At 32.3% G+C, this 25,526-nt stretch carries 23 protein-coding genes and 1 tRNA gene; 9 read left to right on the forward strand and 15 right to left on the reverse strand.

Annotated elements, in window-relative coordinates; translation table 11 throughout:
- Window positions 1–372: 372 nt before the first annotated feature.
- A complete protein-coding gene (locus Q0935_RS14615) occupies window positions 373–663 on the forward strand; it encodes a hypothetical protein (protein ID WP_299387794.1) in 291 nt (96 codons plus the stop codon).
- Here the strand turns inward: Q0935_RS14615 and Q0935_RS14620 are convergent.
- The 10 genes from Q0935_RS14620 to Q0935_RS14665 all read right to left on the reverse strand — a co-directional run bounded on the left by Q0935_RS14620 (window position 660) and on the right by Q0935_RS14665 (window position 12,530).
- Window positions 660–1,355, reverse strand: a complete 696-nt coding sequence (locus Q0935_RS14620) for a hypothetical protein (protein ID WP_299387796.1) — start codon at window positions 1,353–1,355, stop codon at window positions 660–662. The genes Q0935_RS14615 and Q0935_RS14620 overlap by 4 nt on opposite strands.
- A gap of 10 nt (window positions 1,356–1,365) precedes the next feature.
- Window positions 1,366–2,328, reverse strand: coding sequence for a DUF3078 domain-containing protein (locus Q0935_RS14625; protein ID WP_299254656.1), 963 nt, complete (start codon window positions 2,326–2,328; stop codon window positions 1,366–1,368).
- A gap of 35 nt (window positions 2,329–2,363) precedes the next feature.
- Window positions 2,364–3,542 (reverse strand): AIR synthase related protein, encoded by a 1,179-nt coding sequence (locus Q0935_RS14630; RefSeq protein WP_299387799.1) that lies wholly within the window; start codon window positions 3,540–3,542, stop codon window positions 2,364–2,366.
- A gap of 161 nt (window positions 3,543–3,703) precedes the next feature.
- On the reverse strand, window positions 3,704–5,236 hold the full coding sequence (locus Q0935_RS14635; RefSeq protein WP_299387803.1) for a carboxypeptidase regulatory-like domain-containing protein: 1,533 nt from the start codon (window positions 5,234–5,236) through the stop codon (window positions 3,704–3,706).
- Window positions 5,237–5,249: 13 nt separating this feature from the next.
- Window positions 5,250–6,770 (reverse strand): CsgG/HfaB family protein, encoded by a 1,521-nt coding sequence (locus Q0935_RS14640; protein ID WP_299254647.1) that lies wholly within the window; start codon window positions 6,768–6,770, stop codon window positions 5,250–5,252.
- Between the two features lie 15 nt (window positions 6,771–6,785).
- Window positions 6,786–7,196: a curli production assembly/transport component CsgF gene (locus tag Q0935_RS14645; protein WP_299254644.1), complete on the reverse strand. Its 411-nt coding sequence runs from the start codon at window positions 7,194–7,196 to the stop codon at window positions 6,786–6,788.
- 2 nt (window positions 7,197–7,198) lie between these two features.
- On the reverse strand, window positions 7,199–7,981 hold the full coding sequence (locus Q0935_RS14650; RefSeq protein WP_299387808.1) for a CsgE family curli-type amyloid fiber assembly protein: 783 nt from the start codon (window positions 7,979–7,981) through the stop codon (window positions 7,199–7,201).
- 4 nt (window positions 7,982–7,985) lie between these two features.
- Complete coding sequence (locus Q0935_RS14655) at window positions 7,986–8,534, reverse strand: hypothetical protein (RefSeq protein ID WP_299387811.1); 549 nt, start codon at window positions 8,532–8,534, stop codon at window positions 7,986–7,988.
- Window positions 8,535–8,642: 108 nt separating this feature from the next.
- Window positions 8,643–10,127, reverse strand: coding sequence for a curlin (locus Q0935_RS14660; RefSeq protein WP_299254635.1), 1,485 nt, complete (start codon window positions 10,125–10,127; stop codon window positions 8,643–8,645).
- A gap of 216 nt (window positions 10,128–10,343) precedes the next feature.
- Entirely contained in the window at window positions 10,344–12,530 is a 2,187-nt protein-coding gene (locus tag Q0935_RS14665) for a glutamine synthetase III (RefSeq protein WP_299254632.1), read from the reverse strand.
- Window positions 12,531–12,720: 190 nt separating this feature from the next.
- Here Q0935_RS14665 and Q0935_RS14670 point away from each other — a divergent pair, with 190 nt between their 5' ends.
- Complete coding sequence (locus tag Q0935_RS14670; RefSeq protein WP_299254629.1) at window positions 12,721–13,737, forward strand: glutamine synthetase beta-grasp domain-containing protein; 1,017 nt, start codon at window positions 12,721–12,723, stop codon at window positions 13,735–13,737.
- A gap of 99 nt (window positions 13,738–13,836) precedes the next feature.
- Here Q0935_RS14670 and Q0935_RS14675 read toward each other — a convergent pair whose 3' ends face one another.
- A complete protein-coding gene (locus tag Q0935_RS14675) occupies window positions 13,837–15,354 on the reverse strand; it encodes an OmpP1/FadL family transporter (RefSeq protein WP_299387815.1) in 1,518 nt (505 codons plus the stop codon).
- Between the two features lie 38 nt (window positions 15,355–15,392).
- On the reverse strand, window positions 15,393–16,328 hold the full coding sequence (locus Q0935_RS14680) for a hypothetical protein (protein WP_299387818.1): 936 nt from the start codon (window positions 16,326–16,328) through the stop codon (window positions 15,393–15,395).
- A 101-nt stretch (window positions 16,329–16,429) separates the two neighbouring features.
- Here Q0935_RS14680 and proS point away from each other — a divergent pair, with 101 nt between their 5' ends.
- The 4 genes from proS (at window position 16,430) to Q0935_RS14700 (ending at window position 19,008) form a co-directional block, all read left to right on the forward strand.
- Window positions 16,430–17,908 (forward strand): proline--tRNA ligase, encoded by a 1,479-nt coding sequence (gene proS / locus Q0935_RS14685; RefSeq protein ID WP_299254621.1) that lies wholly within the window; start codon window positions 16,430–16,432, stop codon window positions 17,906–17,908.
- Window positions 17,909–18,102: 194 nt separating this feature from the next.
- Window positions 18,103–18,174 (forward strand) — tRNA-Glu (locus tag Q0935_RS14690).
- Window positions 18,175–18,203: 29 nt separating this feature from the next.
- Window positions 18,204–18,455, forward strand: coding sequence for a 30S ribosomal protein S20 (gene rpsT, locus Q0935_RS14695; protein ID WP_055446654.1), 252 nt, complete (start codon window positions 18,204–18,206; stop codon window positions 18,453–18,455).
- 175 nt (window positions 18,456–18,630) lie between these two features.
- Window positions 18,631–19,008 (forward strand): hypothetical protein, encoded by a 378-nt coding sequence (locus tag Q0935_RS14700; RefSeq protein WP_299254617.1) that lies wholly within the window; start codon window positions 18,631–18,633, stop codon window positions 19,006–19,008.
- Window positions 19,009–19,207: 199 nt separating this feature from the next.
- Here Q0935_RS14700 and rho read toward each other — a convergent pair whose 3' ends face one another.
- Window positions 19,208–20,908, reverse strand: a complete 1,701-nt coding sequence (rho, locus tag Q0935_RS14705; RefSeq protein WP_299387822.1) for a transcription termination factor Rho — start codon at window positions 20,906–20,908, stop codon at window positions 19,208–19,210.
- A gap of 203 nt (window positions 20,909–21,111) precedes the next feature.
- Between rho and Q0935_RS14710 the strand changes: the two genes are divergently transcribed.
- Window positions 21,112–21,522 carry a DUF4293 domain-containing protein gene (locus Q0935_RS14710; protein WP_055435831.1) on the forward strand — a complete coding sequence of 137 codons (411 nt, stop codon included), beginning with the start codon at window positions 21,112–21,114 and terminating at the stop codon, window positions 21,520–21,522.
- A 62-nt stretch (window positions 21,523–21,584) separates the two neighbouring features.
- On the opposite strand, the gene Q0935_RS14715 is transcribed toward Q0935_RS14710, so the two are convergent.
- A complete protein-coding gene (locus tag Q0935_RS14715) occupies window positions 21,585–22,082 on the reverse strand; it encodes a metallophosphoesterase family protein (RefSeq protein ID WP_299387827.1) in 498 nt (165 codons plus the stop codon).
- A gap of 140 nt (window positions 22,083–22,222) precedes the next feature.
- Between Q0935_RS14715 and truA the strand changes: the two genes are divergently transcribed.
- Window positions 22,223–22,975: a tRNA pseudouridine(38-40) synthase TruA gene (gene truA, locus Q0935_RS14720; RefSeq protein WP_299387831.1), complete on the forward strand. Its 753-nt coding sequence runs from the start codon at window positions 22,223–22,225 to the stop codon at window positions 22,973–22,975.
- Window positions 22,968–24,734: an ABC transporter ATP-binding protein gene (locus Q0935_RS14725; protein WP_299254604.1), complete on the forward strand. Its 1,767-nt coding sequence runs from the start codon at window positions 22,968–22,970 to the stop codon at window positions 24,732–24,734. Before truA ends, Q0935_RS14725 begins: the two co-directional genes overlap by 8 nt.
- Here Q0935_RS14725 and Q0935_RS14730 read toward each other — a convergent pair.
- Window positions 24,731–25,459: a DUF3667 domain-containing protein gene (locus Q0935_RS14730; protein WP_299387836.1), complete on the reverse strand. Its 729-nt coding sequence runs from the start codon at window positions 25,457–25,459 to the stop codon at window positions 24,731–24,733. The genes Q0935_RS14725 and Q0935_RS14730 overlap by 4 nt on opposite strands.
- Window positions 25,460–25,526: the final 67 nt, after the last annotated feature.

The raw sequence follows: 25,526 nt of genomic DNA on the forward strand, positions 1-25,526 counted from the left end.
TTAGTTATTACTGGTGTTTGCACAAAAAAAGTAAGTATATCGAAAAGAACAAACAGAAACATTATAACTGTAGCCGTTTTATGTTTATAACAACCTATATAAAAATATACAGCTGTAAATACTAAAGATGTAATCATGGTTTGAACGACATAAGCATCGAATGACAGCTTTGCGACAGTATAAATACCAGTTGAAAATAAAGTAACTGCTATAGAATATAATAGCTTTTGATAATACAAAGTAAATAAATAGGTTATAATTTGGTCTTACGAAGATAGTAATTATTGTTATGCCTAAGAAACAATATTTTATACTTAAAACTGATGATTATAGTTTAAAATATTTTTCTAGAACTTTCGTTATAAATGAGCTATGCTTAACCAATTTAGAGCCATACTATTTTATTACAGACCAATTGCCGTGTGGTCTTTTGTTGTTACTGTATTAGTAACGATCTATAATCCTGGAATAGTTTGCGCGCTATTAACCAAATTATTTTTAATGCTCTTATTTTGGCTAATGATTAATGATAGAAACATGCGAAGAAAATTAAAATTCTATAAAATGGTAGGCGTTTCTAATTTTAAATTAGTTGCTACTCTTTATGCTATTGACTCTTTAATAACTTGTAGTTTCTTGTTATTGATAAAAGGTTTTATTTAAAACAACTCTAATACATCATCCTTATTTTCTTCAGTAAAACACAAATAAAAGGATAAATACATGTAAGCTAAAAAGTATAAAATACGTTCTAAATACAGAAATAAATGCATTCCAAAAGAATTAGATATAAAGCCACATAAATCTGTAAATATAAATAGGAAAGTAAAGCACATAAAATAAAAAGCCTTTTTCGATTCGGAATCAAAATAGTATTTAGCTGCTACAGCAGCTACAGAAATGCTAACAATCCAATTTGCAAACATAGCTATTCTTTCTATGTTATTATACAATAAATTAGATGTCTCACTAACTAATTTATATGCTATTAATAAATTAATCCCAACAACAACTGAAAATAATATAACTACTTTATATTCTAATTTTTGAATTTTTATTTTTTTCAAAACACTAAACGCTAATAAAGAAAATGCAATCATTTTTATTAGAGAATAAATCTCGGTTATATACGGTTTAGTATAATATAAATCTACTATATCTGCAATAACCATAAACACCAAAAAGACTAAATATAATTTATTTCTAGTTTTAAGAAATAAAAAAAGTATAAGAAACAAAGCACTTAAAGCCAACCTAACAAGTTGGCTAATAAAAAAATCTAAAAACAAAACTGAAGCTATATTTATTATAACTATAACTAGCGTTACTATTTTTACTATTAGTTTATTTTTCAATTATAATGCTTTATAAATCCATAGTAACACCAACTCCTAGAATTTGTTTCCATTGTAGTTTAGCTCCTCTTTCTATAAATACATCTGCAACAGCAGTTTCTTGTTGCGTTTTAATATCATTATCATATTTAATATGCGAACCTAAAGTTGCTTTCACATAATCGTTAACCTTAAAATCGAAAACAACTTCCCAATCGACATCAACATTACCAAAACTATTAAGATAATCTGTATAAAGGCTTAATTGATTTCTAACATAGATGTTTTCAAAAACTTCGGTTTCATAGGAATTTGTAATTAGAACACCCATTTCTGTTCTCGCATTTTCTCCTTTTTTAATTCTATTTCCTAAAGCATCATATACAGCTGCATCAACACCAAAAGAACCGGCATCTGCTAATTCTTGGTCTAAAACGAAAGTGCCTTTAAAAGTTAAAGGAGAGAAATAGAAAGATAATTTTTCGAGATTTTTACCATATTCAACACCTCCACCTATAAATAAATATCCTGGAGCCATGAAACGAGAAATAGGGTTTTCTCTATTAGGATAATTATAACCATTAGAGTACTGTGTTTTAAAATTAAAACGTCCAGAATAATACCAGTTAGTTAAAGTATCTTTTCTGTAACCTATAGTCGAAATTAACTCTAATTCGTCTTCCGTTTTTCTTAATTTCTGATTTTCCTGTTTATTAACTCCATAACGTGTTCTTACTGAGCTTTTCCAAATAAGGTTTTCTTTTTTATAACTTAAACTAGAAACAATATTAAAAAGTGCAGAAACTGAATTACTTCCACCTGCATTCCAATTCACAAAAGTAACTTCATTAATATCTAAACCTGCTCTGTTTGTTTGAACCCACGCTAATGTATCTAAAACTTTTACAACTGAATCTTGCGTTTTTACAATCGAATCTTGTGCTTTAGATATTTGAAAAGAAAGTATAGTAAGGATTATAAGACAAAATCTCATATTATTTTAATTTAAAACTTAGAATTAGAAAATGATTAATAATTAAACGTTCCGAAAGGGCTATTTATTGTCAATTTTTTAGCGTCAGAATCCTCTACCTTACCAACTATCTGAGCATTAACATTGTAAGATTTAGAAATAGAAATAATATCTTCTGCTATTTCTGGAGAGACATATAATTCCATTCTATGTCCACAATTAAATACTTGATACATTTCTTTCCAATCTGTTTTAGATTGTTCTTGTATTAATTTAAATAAAGGTGGCACTGGAAATAAGTTATCTTTTATAATATGCAAATTATCTATAAAATGAAGGATTTTAGTTTGTGCACCACCAGAGCAATGTACCATACCGTGTAAAGTTTCAGAAGTAAACTTAGATAAAATCTCTTTTATAATTGGAGCATAAGTTCTTGTTGGAGACAATACTAATTTCCCTGCATCTATAGGGCTATCTTCAACCTCATCTGTTAACTTTACTTGTCCAGAATACACTAAATCCTCCGGTACAGCTGCATCAAAACTTTCTGGGTATTTTTTTGCTAAATAGTTATTAAAAACATCATGTCTTGCAGATGTTAAACCATTACTACCCATACCTCCATTGTACTCTTTCTCGTATGTAGCTTGGCCAAAACTTTCTAATCCAACAATTACATCTCCTGCTTTAATGTTAGCATTATCTATAACATCGCTTCTTTTCATTCTAGCAGTAACTGTAGAGTCTACAATTATTGTTCTTACTAAATCTCCAACATCTGCAGTTTCTCCTCCAGTAGAATGGATGGTTACTCCAAATGTTTTTAAATCTTGAATAAGCTCTTCAGTTCCATTAATAATTGCAGAAAGTACTTCTCCTGTAATTAAATTTTTATTTCTACCAATAGTAGACGACAGCATAATATTGTCTGTAGCACCAACACAAAGTAGATCGTCGATATTCATTATTAAAGCATCTTGAGCGATGCCTTTCCAAACTGAAACATCTCCGGTTTCTTTCCAATACATATATGCTAAAGCACTTTTTGTACCTGCTCCATCAGCATGCATGATTAAGCAGTAATCATCATCATTTGTTAGATAATCTGGTACAATTTTGCAAAACGCTTTAGGAAACAAGCCTTTGTCTATGTTTTTTATAGCATTATGCACATCTTCTTTTGATGCTGAAACACCTCTTTGACTGTAACGTTTACTTATTTCTGAGCTCATAATATTGTATTAAAACACAAAGATAGTTTTATTAGTAGTTATACCAAATGAAGATTAAAATAACATATTAAATAAATTGAAATAAAAAAAGCACACAAACGAATTTATGTGCTTTTAATATATTTAAGTATTTTGATATTGAGTATTGTTTTTCTAGATAATTAGTCCCAATCTGGCATTGAGGCTTCTGTAAATAATTCAGTTTCATTAGTTGCAGCTCCAAATTGATATTTAAACACACGTGGTATTGCTTCTAAATTACTGTCTACTCTTGTAAATATAAAACCACCTTCATTTGGCGCAAATTTGACATCTAAATCGTTCTGTCCAATTAAAGCATCTGTAATAATTTGTGTATTTGTAGAAGTATTAATATCATAAACAAACACTCTACTTTGAAATTGTCTATAACTTAAATTTTCGTTTCCAGACAAATCGCGTGTATAAATAACTTGGTTTCCATTTGCAGTGACATCTATCCCTCCTAATGCGCCTGCCAATCCTTCTACAATAACATCCTCTTCCATTGCTGTAGATAACCTTACTGTAAAAATTCTAGCATTATAACCATTTGCTGTGTTTGTTTTTAATACAACCAAATCATTATCGAAAGCAACACTTTCTACTTCAGAAATAAACGAACCATCTGCTGTTGTAAAAATGGGAGGACTACTAAGGCCACTTCCATCTGTGTTAATTGAATATAATTTATCAAAATTTGGATAATAAAGTTTACTTCCATTTTGCGCCCAACAAAAATCTATATGTTCTAATCTAAAACCTGCCACTGGAATAGTATTGGTTACTTGTACTTTACTGGACCCATCGGTATTCATTGTAAAAATTTGTGCATTACCTCCTACTGTCCTTAAATATGCTATTTTATTTAGAGCGATATTTGTTCTTGGCCTAAAACTGTTATTTGTTTCACTTGTTAACTTTAATAAATTAAAATCTAGTTCTGAATCTGAACCTCCTTCTGGATCTTCATCTCCAGAATAAATAACACTATTACCATTTTCTTCTTTTACAAAAACATACGGATTATTAGGTGTTGTTATTGTAGAAAACTGACTAATTGCAGAACTAACATCGTCATTAGTACCATCGCTTACAGTAACCTGCCAAAAATAGGTTGTAGATAATTGTAGATTACTAGCAATATAAAAAGTATCCTGAGCTGTCTCAAACAATTCAATCTCATTTGTATTACCATTTCTCAACTCTAAAGTATAGGATAATTCGTCATTTGCATCTGAATCACTTGACTCCCAAGTAAACTGCACATCCAAATCTACTGCTTCTGCCAAGTCCTCAGGAAAAGCCAAATTAGGTACGGCAGGAGGTTGGTTGTTTGCATTAGATGTTATCAACTCAAAAGCTACAACTGTTGCTGTATTTTCTAATACAGTAACAGACTCAAAAGCAGTAACAAAACCATCTAACTCTGCTTGAACGGCATAAGTTTCGACTAAAGCATTCTCAATTACAAAATTACCATCTGCATCTGAAAACACAGTACTCGTAACAGGATTTGTAGACACCTTAACGTTTTGCAAAGGAGAATTAGTACCTTCTGCTACTACTTTACCATTAATGGTTCCTATTCTCACTCCGTCTATTTGATCCTCGCTACACGTAGTCATGAATAACATCACTACGATTAGACTTGTTATATAATTTAACGTTTTCATTATAGTAGTTTTATTAATTCCCTTCTTCATTTTGATCCTCTTCTTTTTTATTTTTCTCAGCCTCTTTAAGAGTTCTTTTTTGCAATAATTCTTTATTGATATTTTCTTTCCTGATCTCTTTTAACTCCTTATTCCTTGCTTTCTTAATCTCCCTTTCTTTATCTTTTTTAGTATTATAATTACCGATATAAAAATTTAAACCAACTCCTAATCTTAAATACATATCATCTTTAGAGCCATTAGCAATATCATCTACAAGATCACTAAAAACAAAACTGTTTTCTAGATAACCAACAATACCTATTCTTTCTGTAACTAAATACTCTACTCCTCCTCCAACTTGAAGTTTTGGATTAATATTATTAAAATCGTTAGAAATATTTGTACCTCCTCCTGCATATACAAATGGTGTAAACTTATCTGATGGCAACACTGTATACTCTACATTTGCATCTATTGAAACAAAGCTTTTTTCAAAAATATCTTCGTTTGCTAAACTAAATTTATTTGCATTTAGATTTAAATTAAAGTGAGAATTAAGATGCCTTTTATAACCAACTCTAGAGTTCAATTTATATTTAGGATTAATGTAATCGCCATTTATTTTGGCTGCACCAATTGATGCGTGTAACACATTATCTGTTCTTCTTTTAAAAGTAAACCTATTAAATAACTCGGTTACATTTGCTGCTTCCTTTTCTTCATTATATTCCTTAACCAACTCTTTATCGACATCTACTCCTGCCTTAGTTGACCAATATCCATCTGCAATTCCTTCTAGAATTAAATCGTGAACAGCTTTCTCGATCGCATCTTTTACAGCTAGCTGCACAGGCTCATTTTGAGTAAAACCTGTTTCAGCTTCAAGTAATTTCTGAAATTTCACAAATCGAAACAAACTAACATCTACAGCTTGAGACAAAATGGTTTTTGAAACATATATGTTATTAATTATTTCACCAGTTTTAGTAGACACAGCTCTTAAATAAATAGTAATGCGATCTTGCCTATATCTTGCTGATCCTCCAACACCAAAATAACGCGCTCCTGCTCCACCTGTTACTATATTAGTATCATAAGAAATAATACCTCCTTCTAGAATTAATCCAGCATATAATAACGGATCTATTTGCGGCTCATTAGGGTTTAATCCTTTAATATACTGCTGTTTAGTGTTACTTATAATATTCCTTTCTGTAGATAAATTAACAAAGTTTTCTCTTTCAAGCGGAACAAAATATCCAGAATCACTTAATGCTTTTATTAACATTGATGTTGCACCTTGGGTAACTGCTGTACTAAAAGTACTTCCGTTCTCAACTGCCTTATACTGACCTGTTTGATCACTAAAATTATAAACAGCGACTTCCATTGGTACTTTAGAAGGCGGAAGATCTAATAGTTTGTTTGTAGATTTCGAAAATTCACCTATTCTTGCAGGCTCCTGAGAGAAAGGCTGGTTAAAATAAGTTCCACAGGAACTTAAACACAAATAAATAGCCAAAATGGCTATTAGCTTTTTAAAATTCATCATAAGAGGCAAAAAAATTTACGGATTTGGAACTATAACTTGGGTTTGCTCACCATTTAAGGTATCTAATATATTTATCACCAAGCCTTCATCAGACTCAAAAACCTCAACATTTAAGGATCCAAAAGTAAAAGTCCCTTCTTGATTAAAATCACCCACAGCATCTACTTGTTGAGCCAATAAGGTTCTTGAAATTTGACTAAGCACTTGTTGATTTAATTGATCTCCAAATCTTTCCAATTCTGATTGCTCCTCGGTTACAGTTCTTTCTGCCGTAAGTCCATTTTGAGCCGTAGCAGAACTTAATAACCAGCTATAATTAAATGTATCTCCACCAAAAGCTGGATTTAATGGTTTATAACTAAATTGTTGTGCAAAAGTGTAAGATAGTAATCCAAAGAACATTACTATAAAAAGTTTATATTTCATAATCAATAGCGTGTTAGGGTTTGTTTTTGTTTTTGTAATTGTTGTAAATATCTAATACTCCTATCCAAAGCAGTATTTGCCATTTTAGTTAAATAATCTTTTTTTGGTTGCGAAAAAAATTGCCAAACTAACTGCCCATCTACTTTTACAGATATTCTAGTACTACGTCGCTGTCCTGGAACCTCCTCTATAACAATATGTTTTTCAGTTTTTATTTGTTTATTAAAGTATTCAGCATAAAAATATTTATAAAAATCTCTACCCGACTTAGTTAATACTTTCTTAACAACTAAACCTTGTAAAAAAATACCATCCTGTGCTTCTTCTCTTAATAATTCTTTTCTATTAGGGTCTAGTTTTAATTGTAATTGACCATTTTTATTACTTGTTACTTCTATTCGATCTTTACTAATTGCTCCAGTATTTTCTTCTCCATCAAGAACAGGATATACAAGTAATAATAAGGTTACTTTCCCTGCTATTACATTATTTAATGTAATGGAAGATAATATTTTTTTTTCATTTGCCTCTAAAAAGAAGCGATTTCCTTGTAAAGACTTAGCTGTATTATCAGCAGAGTCTTTTTTAAACACCATAAATTCATATCTTAAACTAAGATCTGAATAAGTTAGATTTTCTGCTGTCGCACTAAAAATTGTAAACTCACTTGTTTTATCGAATTTAATAAGCGCATTAACATCTTTATTGTAAAATTTCTGAGCACAGACAAACATGCTTGTTAGCACATAAACCAAAGTTAAAACTAATCTTTTTTTTGGGAGCATAATATTAATTAAAGCTTCTTATAATTATAGTAGGAGAAGCTTCTGTTTGGTTAAATTTAATGTTTTTAGTAATATTATTTGTCCCAAATTTATCGAAGGTTAAGTTGTTTCCATTTTGCTGTAATTCTAGAGACACTTTTGCTGTAGGATCTATAACATAATCAAGAATAGTATTTTCGTTTCCATTCTGTTCTAGTGTTGCAACTACTGCATCTACCTTATAAGTTAAACCAATATTATTATTTAATCCATTTTGATAAACATTAATATCACTAGCTCTTGTAGCTACTTTAGCACTAACATTATTATTAGAACCAACTTGCTCAATTACCAAGGAATTACTTTGTATAACCTCTAATCTTGTATTTGGTGTTGTATCGAAAAATGAAGCAAACTGACTTTGCGAGAATTCTTGACCATTAACTGTTGTTGACGCTTCTGAGCTATCTGAACTAACATCTGAACTATATGTTTGACTCCAGCTTAATTGAAGAGAAAAACACAATAACATTACTACCACTACACCTTTAATTTTATTTTGTGTTGTTTTCATAATAATTTTAAATTTAATAAAAAAAAGGAGGATGCTTGCTATATAGACATCCTCCTTTTAATATGTTTTGATTAAATATTATTTTGATATAATATATCTACTTTAGGATTAACATCCTGGTCCACAAGGAGCATCTAAATCAAATGATGCTGGTCCTGTTGGACTGTTAATATCAACTTCTGGTTGGAAATCACATCCAGGGAATGTACCGTTTAAATCTCCATCAGGTCCTAATTGTAATACATCGATAGTGTTACCTCCATTTGGCATACCACCATCTAATACATTTTGTCTAGACACAAAAGAGTGTCCTGCACCATTATCAGACATTTGTACAACTAAAGCTTGGTTATCATGACCTCTTTGTCCAGTTATTGCAACATTAAAATCTCCACCTTGGAAAGTACTTACTAAGTTAGCGTTACCTTTTTGAGAAGAAATAACAAAGTTACTATCACCATCCTGTCTTTGGTAAGCCTTATGATCTCTACCATTTTGACCTAATATAGCAAAGTTTCCGTCACCATCTTGATCTTGACGACCATAGTTAGCACCACCTGCAGCAGTACCAAAAGCATTTTGGTTCATAGATGCAGAGTTAGAATCACCAACTTGATTTTGTTCACCGTAATTGCTAGCTTCACCATCAGATCCAAATTGACCTAAATAAGCTTGGTTATCATCACCATCTTGTATTTGCAATGCTTTACCTGCCTGAGAATCTGATCCTCCAGCACCAACACTATAATCAGAATCAGCAAAAACATCTAAATAAACTTGTCCAGAAAGACCAGCTATAGTATCATCAATTAAACCTTGACCTTGATCTACTACGCCTCTATTATTATTTCCTTCTTGAATTTGATTCGCTCTATTATCATCTCCTGTCTGAACTAAATGAGCTTCTTGATCATGTCCATCTTGATATGTAGTAGCGTGGTTATCATCACCATATTGCTCAGCTAACGCAGAGTTCCCAGATGTACCATTAGGTCCAGATTTTTGTCTGATACTCATTCTGTTATTATCACCCAATTGTACTGTTCTAGCTTCATTATTATCGAAAGACTGAATAGTTTTAGAACGGTTATCTTGACCATCTTGCTCTACCATAGCAAAATTATACTCACCTTGCCCAGCTGTACCATGCTGAATTAAAGCTCTGTTACCTCCACTTAATCCTCCGTCTTTAAGACCTTGACGAGTAACTGCTTCGTTAAAATCTCCTTCTTGATAAGTTGTAGATTCGTTTTCTGTACCTAATTGTCTTACATCTGAAACGTTAGCAAATCCACTTGGTGGAGGAGTAACTTCTCCAGTTTGCCATATTCTAGCTTTGTTACCTCCTGTACCAAGTCCATCACCTTGCTCAGAATAAGTAGATTGCCATGCTCCTGCTTGACGTACTTGCAATTGATTTCCGTTACCTTGTTGATCGGCTTCTCCAAAATTACCTCCAGAAGAAAAACTTGTTGCTAAACTAGCATCTTGAGAATTAGTACCGTTTACATCTTTTAAGTCACTTTGAGCGACTTGCGCAAACATTGCGCCTGTGAATAATAGTGCCGTAGCACCGAAAATTACTTTTTTCATGTTAAATATATATTGATTAATAGCATTGTAAATATAGAGAAATATTTCAATACAAATTTCAACATACATGCAAAAAAAGACCTAATTAACTGATTTTTCGATTAGTACTTGATTTACTCCGATGAAATGCAATAATAAGTAAGAAAAAAACTACCAACCTCTTTCAACTACTTGTTTTTTAACTACGTAGAACTACGTACACGTAACTACGTACAATTACGTAGTAAACAACAACTCTCTATATTTAGTAAGCGGCCAAAGCTCATCATCAACCAATAACTCTAACTTATCACAATGGTATCTTATCTCTTCGAATAATGGCTTAACCTTATCACAATAGGCTACAGATTTATCTTCAAGAGACTTTATTAAGTTAGATTTCCTTCTAGCATCCGTCATATTAGTTACTAGCTTATTTATTGACTCTATATGCTTTGAAATCTCCTCTATTAATTCTAACTGTGCTTTAGAAACCCTTTTAAAGTCTTTTTCATAAATCTCCTTTAAGCCTTTTACATTTTCAATTAATATATTTTGATACTTAACTGCAGTCGGCACAACATGATTTCTAGCCAGATCTCCAAGCACACGTCCTTCAATTTGAATACGCATAATATAATCTTCTAACTCTATTTCGTAACGCGCCTCCACCTCTGTTGCATTCATTACACCTAAGTCTTTATATAAAGACAATGCTTTTTTAGACACTTTAGCCTTTAAAGCTTCTGGTGTAGACTTATTATTGCTTAACCCTCTTTTTTTAGCTTCTTTCTCCCAAGCCTCTCCATAGCCATTACCTTCAAACAAAACAGCTTTACTCTTTTTAATATATTCTCTTAATATATTAAAGACAGCTTCATCCTTTTTAAGATCTTTTTTAGCTATTAAAGCATCTACCTCAACTTTAAAATCAATTAATTGCTTTGCAACAATAGAATTTAGCAACGTCATTGGGTTTGCACAATTAGCTTTAGAACCTACTGCTCTAAATTCAAATTTATTTCCTGTAAATGCAAAAGGTGATGTTCTGTTTCTATCTGTATTATCTAATAATATCTCTGGAATTTTCCCAACAACATTAAGTTTTAAGTCGGTTTTTTCTTGAGGTGATAATTTTCCGTTGGTTACGTTTTCTAATTCATTTAAAACATGAGTTAGCTGCTCCCCAATAAACACTGAGATAATTGCAGGTGGCGCTTCATTTGCTCCCAACCTATGGTCATTACTTGCAGATGCTATTGCTGCACGAAGTAACTCTTCATTATCATTAACCGCTTTTATTGTATTTATAAAGAAAGTAAGAAACTGAAGGTTACTCATTGGCGTCTTTCCGGGACTTAATAAATTAACACCTGTATCTGTACTTAAACTCCAATTATTATGCTTTCCAGAGCCATTAATACCTTTAAAAGGCTTTTCATGAAACAATACTTTAAAATTATGACGCTCCGCCACCTTATCCATAACATCCATTAGTAATGCATTATGGTCGACAGCTAAATTAGCTTCTTCATATATAGGAGCAAGCTCAAATTGATTTGGAGCAACTTCGTTATGTCTTGTTTTAACAGGAATACCTAATAACATACATTCGGTTTCCAGGTCTCGCATGTAAGACATTGCACGGTTTGGGATGGTACCAAAATAATGATCGTCTAATTGCTGACCTTTAGCAGAGGCATGACCTAATAGCGTTCTACCTGTTAATTGAATATCTGGACGAGAAGACACTAAAGCACTGTCTATCAAAAAATACTCCTGCTCCCAACCCAAAGACGCATTTACCTTTTTTACATTTTTATCGAAATATTTACAAACAGCAACTGCTGCATTATCCACAGCTTGTAATGCTCTTAACAAAGGTGTTTTATAATCTAAAGCCTCTCCTGTATAAGCAACAAATACTGTTGGTATACATAATGTTGTACCGTATACAAAGGCTGGAGATGTTGGATCCCAAGCAGTATAACCTCTAGCTTCGAATGTATTACGAATACCTCCATTTGGGAAACTAGATGCATCTGGCTCTTGCTGCACTAATTGAGTACCTCCAAATTTTTCTATTGCTCCATTATTTTCAATAGTTTCAAAAAAAGCATCATGCTTTTCTGCTGTAGCCCCAGTTAATGGTTGAAACCAATGCGTATAATGTGTCACACCTTTAGACAAAGCCCAATCTTTCATTGCCGAAGCTATTTGGTCTGCAATTGCTCTATCTATCTTACCACCTTTTTCAATAGCATTTGTTAAACTTACAAATGCACCACTTGTAAGTGTTTGACGCATTTTTTTAGAATCGTAAACGTTTTGTCCAAAAATTTCCGAACGGCGCTTCTCTTCTGTTATAACAACTGGTTTTCTGTTTAATGTTTCTTTTATGGCGAAAAATCTTAGAGTGGACATATTTCTGACTTTTTTTTACAAATATATTAATTTCAAGTCATTTTACTCTTAAAAAATCAATCACCCTTAAAAAAACAGGGCTCTTAACATCAAATTAATAAAAATTAAAAATTTACCTCTGTTTTTATAGAGGTAAATTAAAATTCATTTTATATTTGCAGACATATTATTAATATAATCTGTAAGTATTATGGCAAAAATAAAATTAGAATACATTTGGCTAGATGGTTATTACCCAACTCAAAACATGAGAAGTAAAACCAAAGTTGAGGAACACGAAAATTTCCAAGGAACAGTTGAAGAATTAGGCCTTTGGTCTTTTGATGGCTCTTCTACAAAACAAGCTTCTGGAGGAGCGTCTGACTGTATTTTAAAACCAGTTGCAATCTATCCTGATCCTACAAGAAGAAATGGATACTTAGTAATGACCGAAGTTATGAATGCTGACGGAACACCGCATAAATCTAATGCACGTGCTACCATTGAAGATGATGATAATGATTTCTGGTTTGGTTTCGAACAAGAATACTTTATAATGAATACAAGTACTGAGTTACCTCTAGGCTTTCCAAGAGGCGGCTACCCAGCTCCACAAGGAATGTATTACTGTTCAGTTGGTGGAAAACATACTCATGGGCGTGATTTAGTTGAAGAACATGCCGATTTATGTATTGATGCTGGCTTAAACTTTGAAGGTATAAACCAAGAAGTTGCCTCTGGACAATGGGAATACCAATTATTTGCTAAAGGAGCTAAAAAAGCCGGAGATGAAATCTGGATATCAAGATATTTATTAGATCGCTTAACTGAAGGAAAAGGTATGTATATTGAATACCATCCAAAACCATTAGGAAATACTGATTGGAATGGATCTGGTATGCACGCTAATTTCTCTAACACAATCCTAAGAACTTGTGGTTCAAAAGAAAAATATGCAGAAATCTGTGAAGCTTTCCGCCCACTAGTAAAAGAACACATAGAGGTTTATGGTGAACATAACGAACAACGTTTAACTGGAGATCACGAAACGGCATCTATCAACGATTTCTCTTGGGGAGTTTCAGACAGAGGAGCTTCTATTCGTATTCCAATTATCGCTGTAGAAAAGGGATATAAAGGCTGGCTAGAAGATCGTCGTCCTTCTTCAAATGGAGACCCATATAAAATTGCAGCAAGAATTATAAAAACGGTTAAACCTGTTAAATAATCTTACTAAGATTCTAACATAAAAAAAACTCCTTTACTAGCGTAAAGGAGTTTTTTTTTATGAATTGTTTTATCTTTTAAATAACGAATATTAAAACCTCTATAACAAAAACCCTAAAGTTAATGTTACATTAGAATTATTAGAATCTATTGACGTAGCACTTGTTAATCCTGTATTATATAATTGATATTCTCTTGATTGACTATATGCATCGTAAGTTAAATCTAACTTTGTATTTCCAAAATTATACCCTAAACCAAAAGAATAACCGTTTAAATCACCAACAGTTTCTCCGTTTTTATATGGACTCTCCTCAAAACGATAACCTCCTCTAAAACTAAATTGATTCACCTTATACTCTCCACCCAATTTATATGTTGAAGCTGCTGTTAAATTATTAGCAATAATATTATTCTGTGTACTAAAATAAGCATCAGACTTCGGTTTAAACTTTGTATTACCATAATCTTTTCTAGAATAATCGAAACTAATCAACCCTTGTTTACCAAAAATATAAGCTAAACTACCCGTTACTTTAGAAGGAGATTGTATACTATAATCTGGAAACAAATTAACTACTCGTGGATCTACTATTTGCAAAACGTTTTCACCTCCATCCTCTCTAACAGTTTCAATGTACTGAGTTGTTTCCTCCGTAATTGTCATCCACATAGGTGAATCATACGTAAATCCAACTCTAAACTCATTAGAGAGCTTATAAATTGTTCCTAATTGAAATGAAAAACCAGAACCATTCGTTATAATATTATTCTCGAAACCTACTTGATTTACAACAGAACCGGTATTGTTATTTTGTTCATATAAAAAAGTAGAACGCTCATAATTTAAAAAGTGAGAGTTCAAATTTAATCCTAAATATAAATCATCACCATATTGAGCTCCTATATTAAATGCTAACTTACCATTATATCCTGTTGCAGCATATGCGTATTCTTGATCAAAATTACCATCTGCAATATTTGAAGTATAAATTGTATTATCATCTGCGTCACTATCTGGCTCTAATATATAAGAGTCGTAACCTAAATAAGCTTGTTGGTTCGCATAACCGTAAGCACTTCCTATTCCCGAATAAGCACCTGCCGTAGACTCTCCACTTAATGCAGAAATCTCATCTAAACGCAGTCCTTGTGCATTATTTAAAAAATATTGACCTATAGATACGTCACCAACACCTCTAGATTCCCAATTATCATCATAGTTTTTAGTATTATCAAAAGCTACACTTAAAGCAAATTTTCTCCAAGGCGAATTATTACCGGTATTCTTAAAAACAAAAACACCACCTCCTTGATTTAAGGAAATATCTGAATCTGACGAAGCTTTTTCCTTTCCAAAATACACCGTTTCATTATCTACATCACTAACATTTAAAGACACTGAGCCGAAACTATTTGTATAAACAGCTGAACCTGCTGGATTAACACTTACAGCACTTAAATCTCCTCCAAGAGCTCCAAATGCTCCACTAAGCGCCCTATATCTAGCAGAACCAATCACCTCACCATTACTATAACGCAAGGCATCATTTATATTCTGAGCATTAATTGTAAACATAGACATAACACCTATGAATAAAAATATTCCTTTTTTCATATTATTTTTTTAATTCTACTTTCCTTTAAAACTTAGTACTAACCTCTTCTCCTACTACCTGAAGACGACCTTGATGACGAACCAGAAGAACTTCTAGTAGAAGATCGACTTGGTGAAGATGTCTTAGGAGTAGATGTTCTTGTTCTTGGCGTAGTAGTTCTCACTCGTGGTGTAGACGTTCTCGTTCTTGGTGTTGTAGTTCTCACTCGCGGAGTAGAATTACTACTTCTTGTTCTTGGAGTCGAAGTCCTAACTCTAGGCGTCGAAGATGTTCTCGTACGAGTAGATGTTGTATTACTTCTTCTTGAAGCTTCAACTCTCCTACCTAAAGCAGAGCTTCTACCATAAGTACTTCCTCTTCTTCTAGAACTGTATACCACACCGTTTCTTCCATAACCGTTTCTTCCATAGTAACCAGAATAATACGGATAACCTCCGTAACCATAGCCGTAGCCATATGATGAATATCCAAAAGGATTGTAAAAACCACCATGAGAAGGCCCCCATAGATTACTATAAAAACCACCATAGCCATATGCCCAACCTCTATTTCCATACCAACCATTACCAATAAAAGGGTTATTCCAATCAAAAAAACTATAGCTAAAACCAGAATACAAATTAACCGTTACATTAGAACTATTTTCGCCCCAAGCTCCATAACCAGAATTATTATTATTATTATCCACTTGAACAACCTCATCCGAATAGTTGCCTTGATAAGAATCAACGTCTACAAAAACATCATTACTAATATCAGACTCCATTTGTATGGATTTCTCTTTAAAATAACTCTTATAATAAGTGTTATCAGCATTATCCTGAACATCAGCTTGCACAATATCTTCTTCTCCATACACACCATCACTTTCTTGCCCTACATATTGGTAAGAACCGCAAGATGTAAGTCCCAAAGCAAATAAAACGACAACAAAAGCTGGTAATTTTTTTAATAAGTATTTTTTTAATTGCATAACTGTTTGTTTTTTATTGTTGAACATAACAAAAATAGTTAGTTTTGTCAAACTATTTCTTTTTTTAACATAATCACAAAATTTGTGCCAAAATACTATATATGAGCAAAAAACTCACAACGAGAGCAGAAGACTATTCAAAATGGTATAACGAACTAGTCGTAAAGGCTGATCTAGCTGAAAACTCGGCAGTTAGAGGTTGCATGGTAATAAAACCATACGGCTATGCTATATGGGAGAAAATGCAAGCAGAATTAGATAGAATGTTTAAAGAAACAGGACATCAAAATGCTTATTTTCCACTATTCGTCCCTAAAAGCCTGTTTGAAGCTGAAGAAAAAAATGCAGAAGGCTTCGCTAAAGAATGTGCAGTTGTAACTCATTACAGATTACAAAACGATCCTGACAATCCAGGAAAACTAAGAGTAGATCCTGAAGCTAAGCTGGAAGAAGAACTTGTTGTTAGACCTACAAGTGAAGCTATTATCTGGAGCACATTTAAAGGATGGATTCAATCTTACAGAGATTTACCATTACTAATAAACCAATGGGCTAATGTTGTTCGTTGGGAAATGCGTACTCGTTTATTTCTAAGAACTGCAGAGTTTCTTTGGCAGGAAGGACATACCGCTCACGAAACAAAGGCTGAAGCTATTACAGAAGCAGAGACAATGAACAACGTATACGCCACATTTGTAGAGAACTTTATGGCAATACCAGTTGTACAAGGTCTAAAAACGGAAAGCGAACGTTTTGCAGGAGCAGATGCCACGTACTGTATTGAGGCATTAATGCAAGATGGAAAAGCCTTACAAGCAGGAACATCTCACTTTTTAGGACAAAATTTCGCTAAAGCTTTCGATGTTAAGTACACTAACAAAGAAGGAAAACAGGATTATGTTTGGGCTACCTCTTGGGGAGTTTCAACTCGATTAATGGGAGCTTTAATCATGACACATAGTGATGATAAAGGACTTGTACTACCTCCAAACTTAGCACCTAATCAAGTAGTAATAGTTCCTATTCATAAAACTGATGAACAACTAGAAGAAATTACAACTGTTGTAAACGGAATAATAAAGGATTTAAGATCGAAACACATTACTGTTAAATACGATAATAGAACAACCTATCGTCCAGGCGCAAAATTTGCACAACACGAACTACAAGGTGTTCCTCTTCGTATTGCAATTGGAGCAAGAGATCTAGAAAACGGCACAGTAGAATTAGCACGTAGAGATACATTGACTAAAGAAACAGTTTCGTTAGACACTTTAACTGAAAAAATTGAAGGCTTAATGGTGGAGATTCAAGAATCTTTATTCAACAAAGCTTTAAATCATAGAGACACCCATACAACAGAAGTTGAAGATTTTGAGGAATTCAAAACTGTTTTAGAAGAAAAAGGAGGGTTTATATCTGCACACTGGGACGGTACAGCAGAAACTGAAGACAAGATAAAAGAAATTACAAAAGCGACTATTAGATGTCTTCCATTAGAAGGGAAGATAGAAAATGGTATTTGCGTCTATTCTGGAAAGCCTTCAAAACGCAGAGTATTGTTCGCAAAAGCATATTAATTAATTTTTTTTTGAAAAAAAAATTAGTTTGGTCTTGCAAAAGTAGAAAATAGTTGTATTTTTGCACCCGCAATGGAAACGTTGTGTAAGTTATTTGAAAAGTTTAGCAGCAACAAAAAAATATTTTAAAATTATTGCAAAAAAGTTTTGCAATAACATAAAAAGGTTTTATATTTGCAAACTCAAAAATAAATGGCCCGTTCGTCTATCGGCTAGGACGCATGGTTTTCATCCATGTAAGAGGGGTTCGACTCCCCTACGGGCTACAATTTTTTAATAAAGAAAAAATAAACAAATGGCAAATCATAAGTCAGCGTTAAAAAGAATTAGAAGTAACGAAACTAAACGCTTAAGAAATAAGTACCAGCATAAAACTACACGTAATGCTATAAAAAAATTACGTGAGTTAACTGACAAAAAAGAAGCTGAAGCATTATTACCATCAGTACACTCTATGTTAGATAAATTAGCTAAGAAAAATGTTATTCATTTTAACAAAGCTGCTAACTTAAAGTCTGGTTTAACTAAATTCGTTTCTGCGATATAGTCGAATTAATTCTACAAGAAACAAAAGCCTATCGAAATTTCGATAGGCTTTTTTGTTTTATAAAAATTCTTTTAGTGAGTATGTAAATTTACTCGAAATAAGGTCTATGATTTAATTTCTAAAAGTATAAATTTGCAATTATCAAAAATCAACCATTCACATAAATCTTACTCTTTTGGAAAACACAAACGCAATTAAAGTAATTGATAAAATTCTTAATAACCTTGATAAATCTGGAATCAATACAGATACACTAATTGATGACATAAAAGCATTACGAGTTTATGCTATAGAAGAGGAAGTTCCTTTAGTGGTAAAAGTACTTAGACTTGCCTATGAGCACATAGAAGAACATGAAGCGTTTCTTCTTCCTATTCCTCAAGACGAGCCTTTAGAACAAGACGAAGAAGAACTTACCGAAGAAGACAATGACATAGCTGATGTATCTCCTGTAGAAAGTCTTAAATATTTAATAGCGCTTACAAGAAATCTTAATAACAAAGATAATATCTCTGACTTAAAAGAATACAAAGAGCTATTATTAGCTTATTAATAATTACAGCTATATAATTTCCATTAGTTTTTTTTATAAAAACTAAATCATAAAAACAAGCATTGACTTTTTTTTAGTCGATGCTTGTTTTTTTTGTCTTAATATAAATTTTGCTTTATAAAATAAAAAAGCCTTGATTATAAAATCAAGGCTTTTTTATTTATATACAATTAGTTCTAAAAACTAAATCAGGATAAACCTAACCGTTCATTGAAATTAAAAACTCTTCGTTATTTCTTGTTTGTTTAAAACGCTCATTAATAAACTCCATCGCTTCTACAGGATTCATATCGGCGAGGTATTTACGCATAACCCACATTCTTTGTATAGTAACCTTATCTAATAAAATATCATCACGACGTGTGCTTGAAGATGTTAAATCGATAGCTGGGAATATTCTACGATTAGAGATCTTACGATCTAATTGAAGCTCCATGTTACCTGTTCCTTTAAATTCTTCGAAAATTACTTCGTCCATTTTAGAACCTGTTTCGGTTAAAGCTGTTGCAATAATGGTAAGCGAACCTCCATTTTCGATGTTACGAGCAGCACCAAAGAAACGTTTTGGTTTGTGTAATGCATTTGCATCTACACCACCAGAAAGTATTTTCCCAGATGCAGGCTGTACAGAGTTGTAAGCTCTAGCTAAACGCGTAATAGAATCTAATAAGATTACTACATCGTGTCCACATTCTACTAAACGTTTTGCTTTTTCTAATACTATATTAGCGATTTTTACGTGCTCATGAGCTTCTTTATCAAAAGTAGAAGCAATAACCTCACCACGTACATTACGTTGCATATCTGTTACTTCCTCAGGACGCTCATCGATAAGTAAAATCATTTGATATACTTCTGGATGGTTAGCTGCAATTGCATTTGCAACATCCTTAAGTAACATTGTTTTTCCTGTTTTTGGTTGAGAAACAATCATACCACGTTGTCCTTTTCCTATAGGAGCAAACAAATCCATAATACGAGTAGAAATTGTAGCCTGCTTTCCAGCAATATTAAATTTCTCTTGTGGAAATAATGGTGTTAAATGCTCGAAAGACACACGGTCTCTAACCACATCTGGACTTTGACCGTTAATTTTATTTACTTTAATAAGTGGAAAATATTTTTCACCTTCTTTTGGAGGCCTTACATTTCCTAATACTGTATCTCCTACTTTTAATCCGAATAAACGAATTTGAGATTGCGATACATAAATATCATCTGGAGATGATAAGTAGTTATAATCTGAAGATCTTAAAAAACCATAACCATCTTGCATTACATCTAGCACACCTTCGCTTTCAATAATAGCATCAAATTCGAAATCTGGCTCACGGTAACGGTTACGAGTCTCACTGCTTCCGTGCGTATTTCCGTTTTTACCTTGATTACGTTGGTTATTCTGATTTTTATTTTGGTTTTTATTCTGACGGTTTGGATTATTATCCTTTTTGTCGTCTTTTTTATTTTGATGATTGTGAACAGGTTTCTTATGTTGTGGTTTTGGCTGCTGTGCCTTAGCCGGAGCCTGCTCTTTTACTTTTTTATTGTCTTTTACTTCCTTGCTAGCCTCTTCTTTAAAAGCTATAGTTTCTTGTGCAGCTTTAGGTTGCGCTTTTGCTTCTACTTTAGATTGAGGCTTTGGCTGTGCTTTAGGCCTAGGTTTTGGTTTATTTGCACTTGGACGTTGAACACGTTCTCTTTTAGGCTTCTCTTCTACTGCTGGAGCAGGAACATCTGCTTTTACAACTTCTACAGCTTTAGGGTTAGCTGCTTGTTTATCTAAAATTTGATAAACTAAGTCTAATTTTTTTAATGAACGAAACTTAGGGATACTTAGCTTTTTAGCCATGTCCTGTAACTCAGGAAGCTTCATTTCTTTTAATTGTGAGATTTCAAACATGAATTGTTTAATTGAATATTTTTAGAAAAATATGTTGTTGAAAATTTCCGGAGAAAATTATATTGTGATTCTGAAGAATTAACGTATTGCTAATGTGACTATTGCAACTCGCTCATGCAATTATACAACTTTATTTTAAGTTTTTAGTTAAAATTACCAAAAGAAGTTATATTTTTGAAGCTGAAATTATTCAACTAAAATAAATGATACAACGTATTCAATCTGTCTATTTACTGCTTACTGCTGGAATTTCGGCTGGACTGATTTTTGTATTTCATTTATGGATAACTAACGAAGATGTAAAAATCTTTGCAATGGATGAGCTTTTGTATTTTGGACTGTTTTTAGGTTCAGCAGCTCTATCTTTGTTATCTATATTTATGTTTAAAAATAGGAAGTTGCAATTTGTATTGGGACGACTTAACATCATATTGAACGTTATTTTACTAGGATTTTTTGTATATCAATCTCTAAATGTATCTGGAGAAGCTTTGGTTTCTGAGAAAGGTATTGGGATCTTTCTTCCAATTCTGTCTATCGTATTATTGGTTTTGGCCAACAAAGCGATTAAAAAGGATGAAGATCTTGTAAAATCTGTAGATAGGTTACGCTAAACCTAACATCTTAGTAGTATTAGTGCGTGAGCCCAAGGTGAAGATCTTGGGCTTTTTTATGCTTAATATTTTTTAGGAAACTCTATTACCTCTAAATTCTCAATTTTTGATCCATCTATAGTAAACCGAAGCATCGTTCTTACATTATGAAATCCATGAATTCCTACTGCTCCAGGATTCATATGTAATAAATTTAATTTTTTATCAGGCATCACTTTTAAAATATGTGAATGTCCGCAAATAAAAATACGTGGTGGGTTTTTATATATTTCCTCTCTTACTCTTACATTGTATTTATTTGGGTATCCACCAATATGTGTAATCCATACATCTACATCTTCGCACATAAAACGATTGTTTTCTGGGAATTCTAAACGCACTTTATCTCCATCAATATTTCCGTAAACACCTCTTAATGGTTTTAGTTTTGCAATTTCATCTGTTACTTTTAAATCTCCAATATCTCCTGCATGCCATACTTCGTCTGCTTGCTTAACGTATTTTAGTATATCGTTATCAATATGACTATGAGTATCTGATAATAGTAAGATTTTTTTCATTTATGATGAACTTGCTTTTAGCTGTTAGTACTTCCGCGAAAGCGCTAATTTTATTGTTACGCTTTTATTATTATTTAGCATTTCTTTAGGAACAAAAACAATTATCTTTGTTTCTTTAGAAAACAAAAATACAAGTTTCTTTGCGATATTTTATAGAACTCTCATATAACGGAAAAGCATATCACGGATGGCAAATACAGCCTAATGCTATTTCTGTACAAGAAGTTTTAGAAAAAGGACTGTCGACTTTATTAAGAGAGCCTATTTCTACAATGGGAGCTGGTAGAACAGATGCTGGAGTTCACGCAAAACAATTATTTGCACATTTTAATACTGAAGTAATTTTCGATATTCCGCAAACTATTTATAAACTAAATTCGTTTTTACCTGTAGATATTGCTATTAAAAATATCTTTAAAGTAAAAGAAGATGCGCATGCTAGATTTCATGCCATTAGCAGACAATATTTATATAGAATCGCTTTAGAAAAAAGCCCATTTAATACAGAACAAGCTTTTTTGTTAAAGCCGAAATTAGATATTGAAAGGCTAAAAGAAGCTACCAAAATATTATTAGACTATAAAGATTTTCAATGCTTTTCTAAAAGTAATACAGATGTAAAAACGTATAATTGTGATATAATGAAGGCCGAATGGCAGGTTATAGACAACGAGCTTCATTTTACAATTAAGGCAGATCGTTTTTTACGAAATATGGTTCGCGCTATTGTTGGAACGCTTATTAATATAGGTATTGGTAAAGTTGAAGTAGAAACACTTCATGATATTATTAAATCTAAAAACCGAAGTGAAGCTGGATTTTCTGTTCCTGCTCACGCTTTATATTTAACTGAAGTTGAATACCCACAAACAATTAAATTAGACATTGAGTAATAAAAAAGAAAACATATTCGACATTACATTATTTAAACGCTTGTTTGAATATACAAAACCATACAAAACTATTTTTTACGGTGTACTTTTATCCGTTTTAATTATTGCAGGCTTAAGTATTGCTACTCCTAAATTACTACAAATAGTAATTGACGATCATATAAAAACAATGCAAGAAGAAGGCTTCTTGTATTATATTATTTTAATGATTTCATTACTTCTAGTACAAACCGTTTTTCAGTTTTTCTTTCAGTTTTATGCGGCTTGGCTTGGGCAGAATATAGTGCAAGATGTTAGAGTTTTACTGTTTAATCACATGCTAAAATTCAAGATGAAGTATTATGATAATTCTTCGGTTGGAATGTTGATAACACGTGCTGTTACAGATATGGAGCGTATTGCTGACATTTTTGGACAAGGTTTATTTATGATTATGCGAGATTTAATGGTTATGCTTGTTATTTCTGTTTTCATGATGTACACCAATTTTAAGCTAAGCTTAATTGTATTTGTAACCATGCCTATTGTCTTGTATGCTACAAAGATTTTTCAGCGTTATATGAAAAAAGCGTTTGAAGAAGTAAGAACAGAAGTTTCTAACCTTAACTCTTTTGTTCAAGAACGTGTTACAGGAATGAAAATTCTGCAATTATTTACAAGAGAAGATACCGAGAACAAAAACTTTAAAGCTATTAATGAGCGACATAAAAAAGGATGGTTAAAAACGATATGGTATAACTCTATTTTCTTTCCAATTGCCGATTTCCTTTCGGGTATTACTTCGGGATTGATAGTTTATTTTGGAGGATTAATGGTTATTGTTGGTGACACAGCAACTTCTGGTGAATTGTTTATGTTTATTATGATGATTCCTCAACTGTTTAGACCCTTAAGACAAATTGCCGACAAGTTTAACACACTACAAATGGGAATGGTAGCTGCTAAACGTGTGTTTAAAATTATTGATACTACATCGCAAATTGATGATACTGGTATTATAGAAGCTTCAAACTTTAAAGGTGCTATTGCCTTTAAAGATGTTCACTTTAGTTATGTTGAAAACGAAGAAGTACTAAAAGGGATCTCTCTAGATGTAAAGGCAGGAGAAACTGTTGCTATTGTAGGCTCTACTGGAGCTGGAAAATCTACAATTATAAATTTACTAAATCGTTTTTACGAAATAAATAGTGGAGAAATTTTAGTAGACAACGTAGATATTAAAACAGTTACTTTAGCTTCGTTAAGAAGCCAAATTGCTGTAGTATTACAAGATGTATTTTTGTTTGCCGATACTATTATGGCAAATATTTCTTTAAATCATCCAGATATTACTGAAGCACAAGTAATACAAGCTGCTAAAGATATTGGTATACACGATTTTATTTCTAGCTTACCAAATGGCTACAATTACAATGTAAAAGAACGTGGCGCAATGTTAAGTTCTGGGCAAAGACAATTAATCTCTTTCTTGAGAGCTTATGTTACCAATCCTAGTATTTTAATTTTAGATGAAGCGACTTCTTCGGTAGATTCGTATTCTGAACAATTAATACAAAATGCTACAGATAAAATTACTAAAGGTAGAACTTCTATTGTTATTGCTCACAGGTTAGCGACGATACAGAAAGCTGATAAAATTATAGTAATGGATGCTGGTGAAATTGTAGAACAAGGTACTCACGAAGAGTTACTTAAAGTTAAAGATGGTTATTATAGAAACCTTTACGAAGTTCAGTTTCTAAAAGCTGATGTGGCTTAGTATTTGATTTTTGCAGCCTCAATTGCAGCTTTTTGAGCTTCAATCATTTCTTGACCTGAAGCAGAAAACTGCATCCATATAGCGAAAACTATTCCCAAAAAGATAATTAAACCTATAAACACAGCAGCAAAACCCATAGACCTTAAAATTATTCCAGCTGTACTTATTCTATATAAACGTTTTAAGGCATAGGCAAAATATAAAAGCATAAAAGGCATTGTTGTAAAACTCACAATGTAGAGGTCAACACCAATAGCTATTAACACAACTGTTATAATACTTAGAAATATTGATATTTGGCCCTGAGTATAGAGAAATACAACCAATAATTCTGTAAAATTGAATCTCTTTATGTTAAAAAAAACAATTTTTGCCATCAAAGCATAAATAGGTATGTAAGACATCATCACTAAAGATTGATATTTTTGCATAACAGACATGGTTGCTTTTTGAGCCTCATCACTTCCAGGATTTGAATACATTGTCATATAATCTGGTATATCGAAAGCGTTAGGAAAAAAATTATTTAAAATAAATAATTGAAGCCCTGAAAAAGTTAGTGCAATGGTAAAAAAGCCAATTGCATCAACATACCTCTTTCTAGTACCATGAATGTAGCTTTCTATAACTTCTTCCGGCTTTGTAAATAGGGTTTTAATTGTTTTAAAAAACTTATTATCGTAGTTTAGGTAACGACAAGCAAAATCTTCTAATAGATTACGCATTGTTAATCTGTTCCTTATCACTTTTCCTCCACAACCATTACAGAAGTTAATTTGTTGTGGCAATAAT

This window comes from uncultured Lacinutrix sp., from assembly GCF_947500605.1.
In the GTDB taxonomy this organism is placed as follows: domain Bacteria; phylum Bacteroidota; class Bacteroidia; order Flavobacteriales; family Flavobacteriaceae; genus Lacinutrix.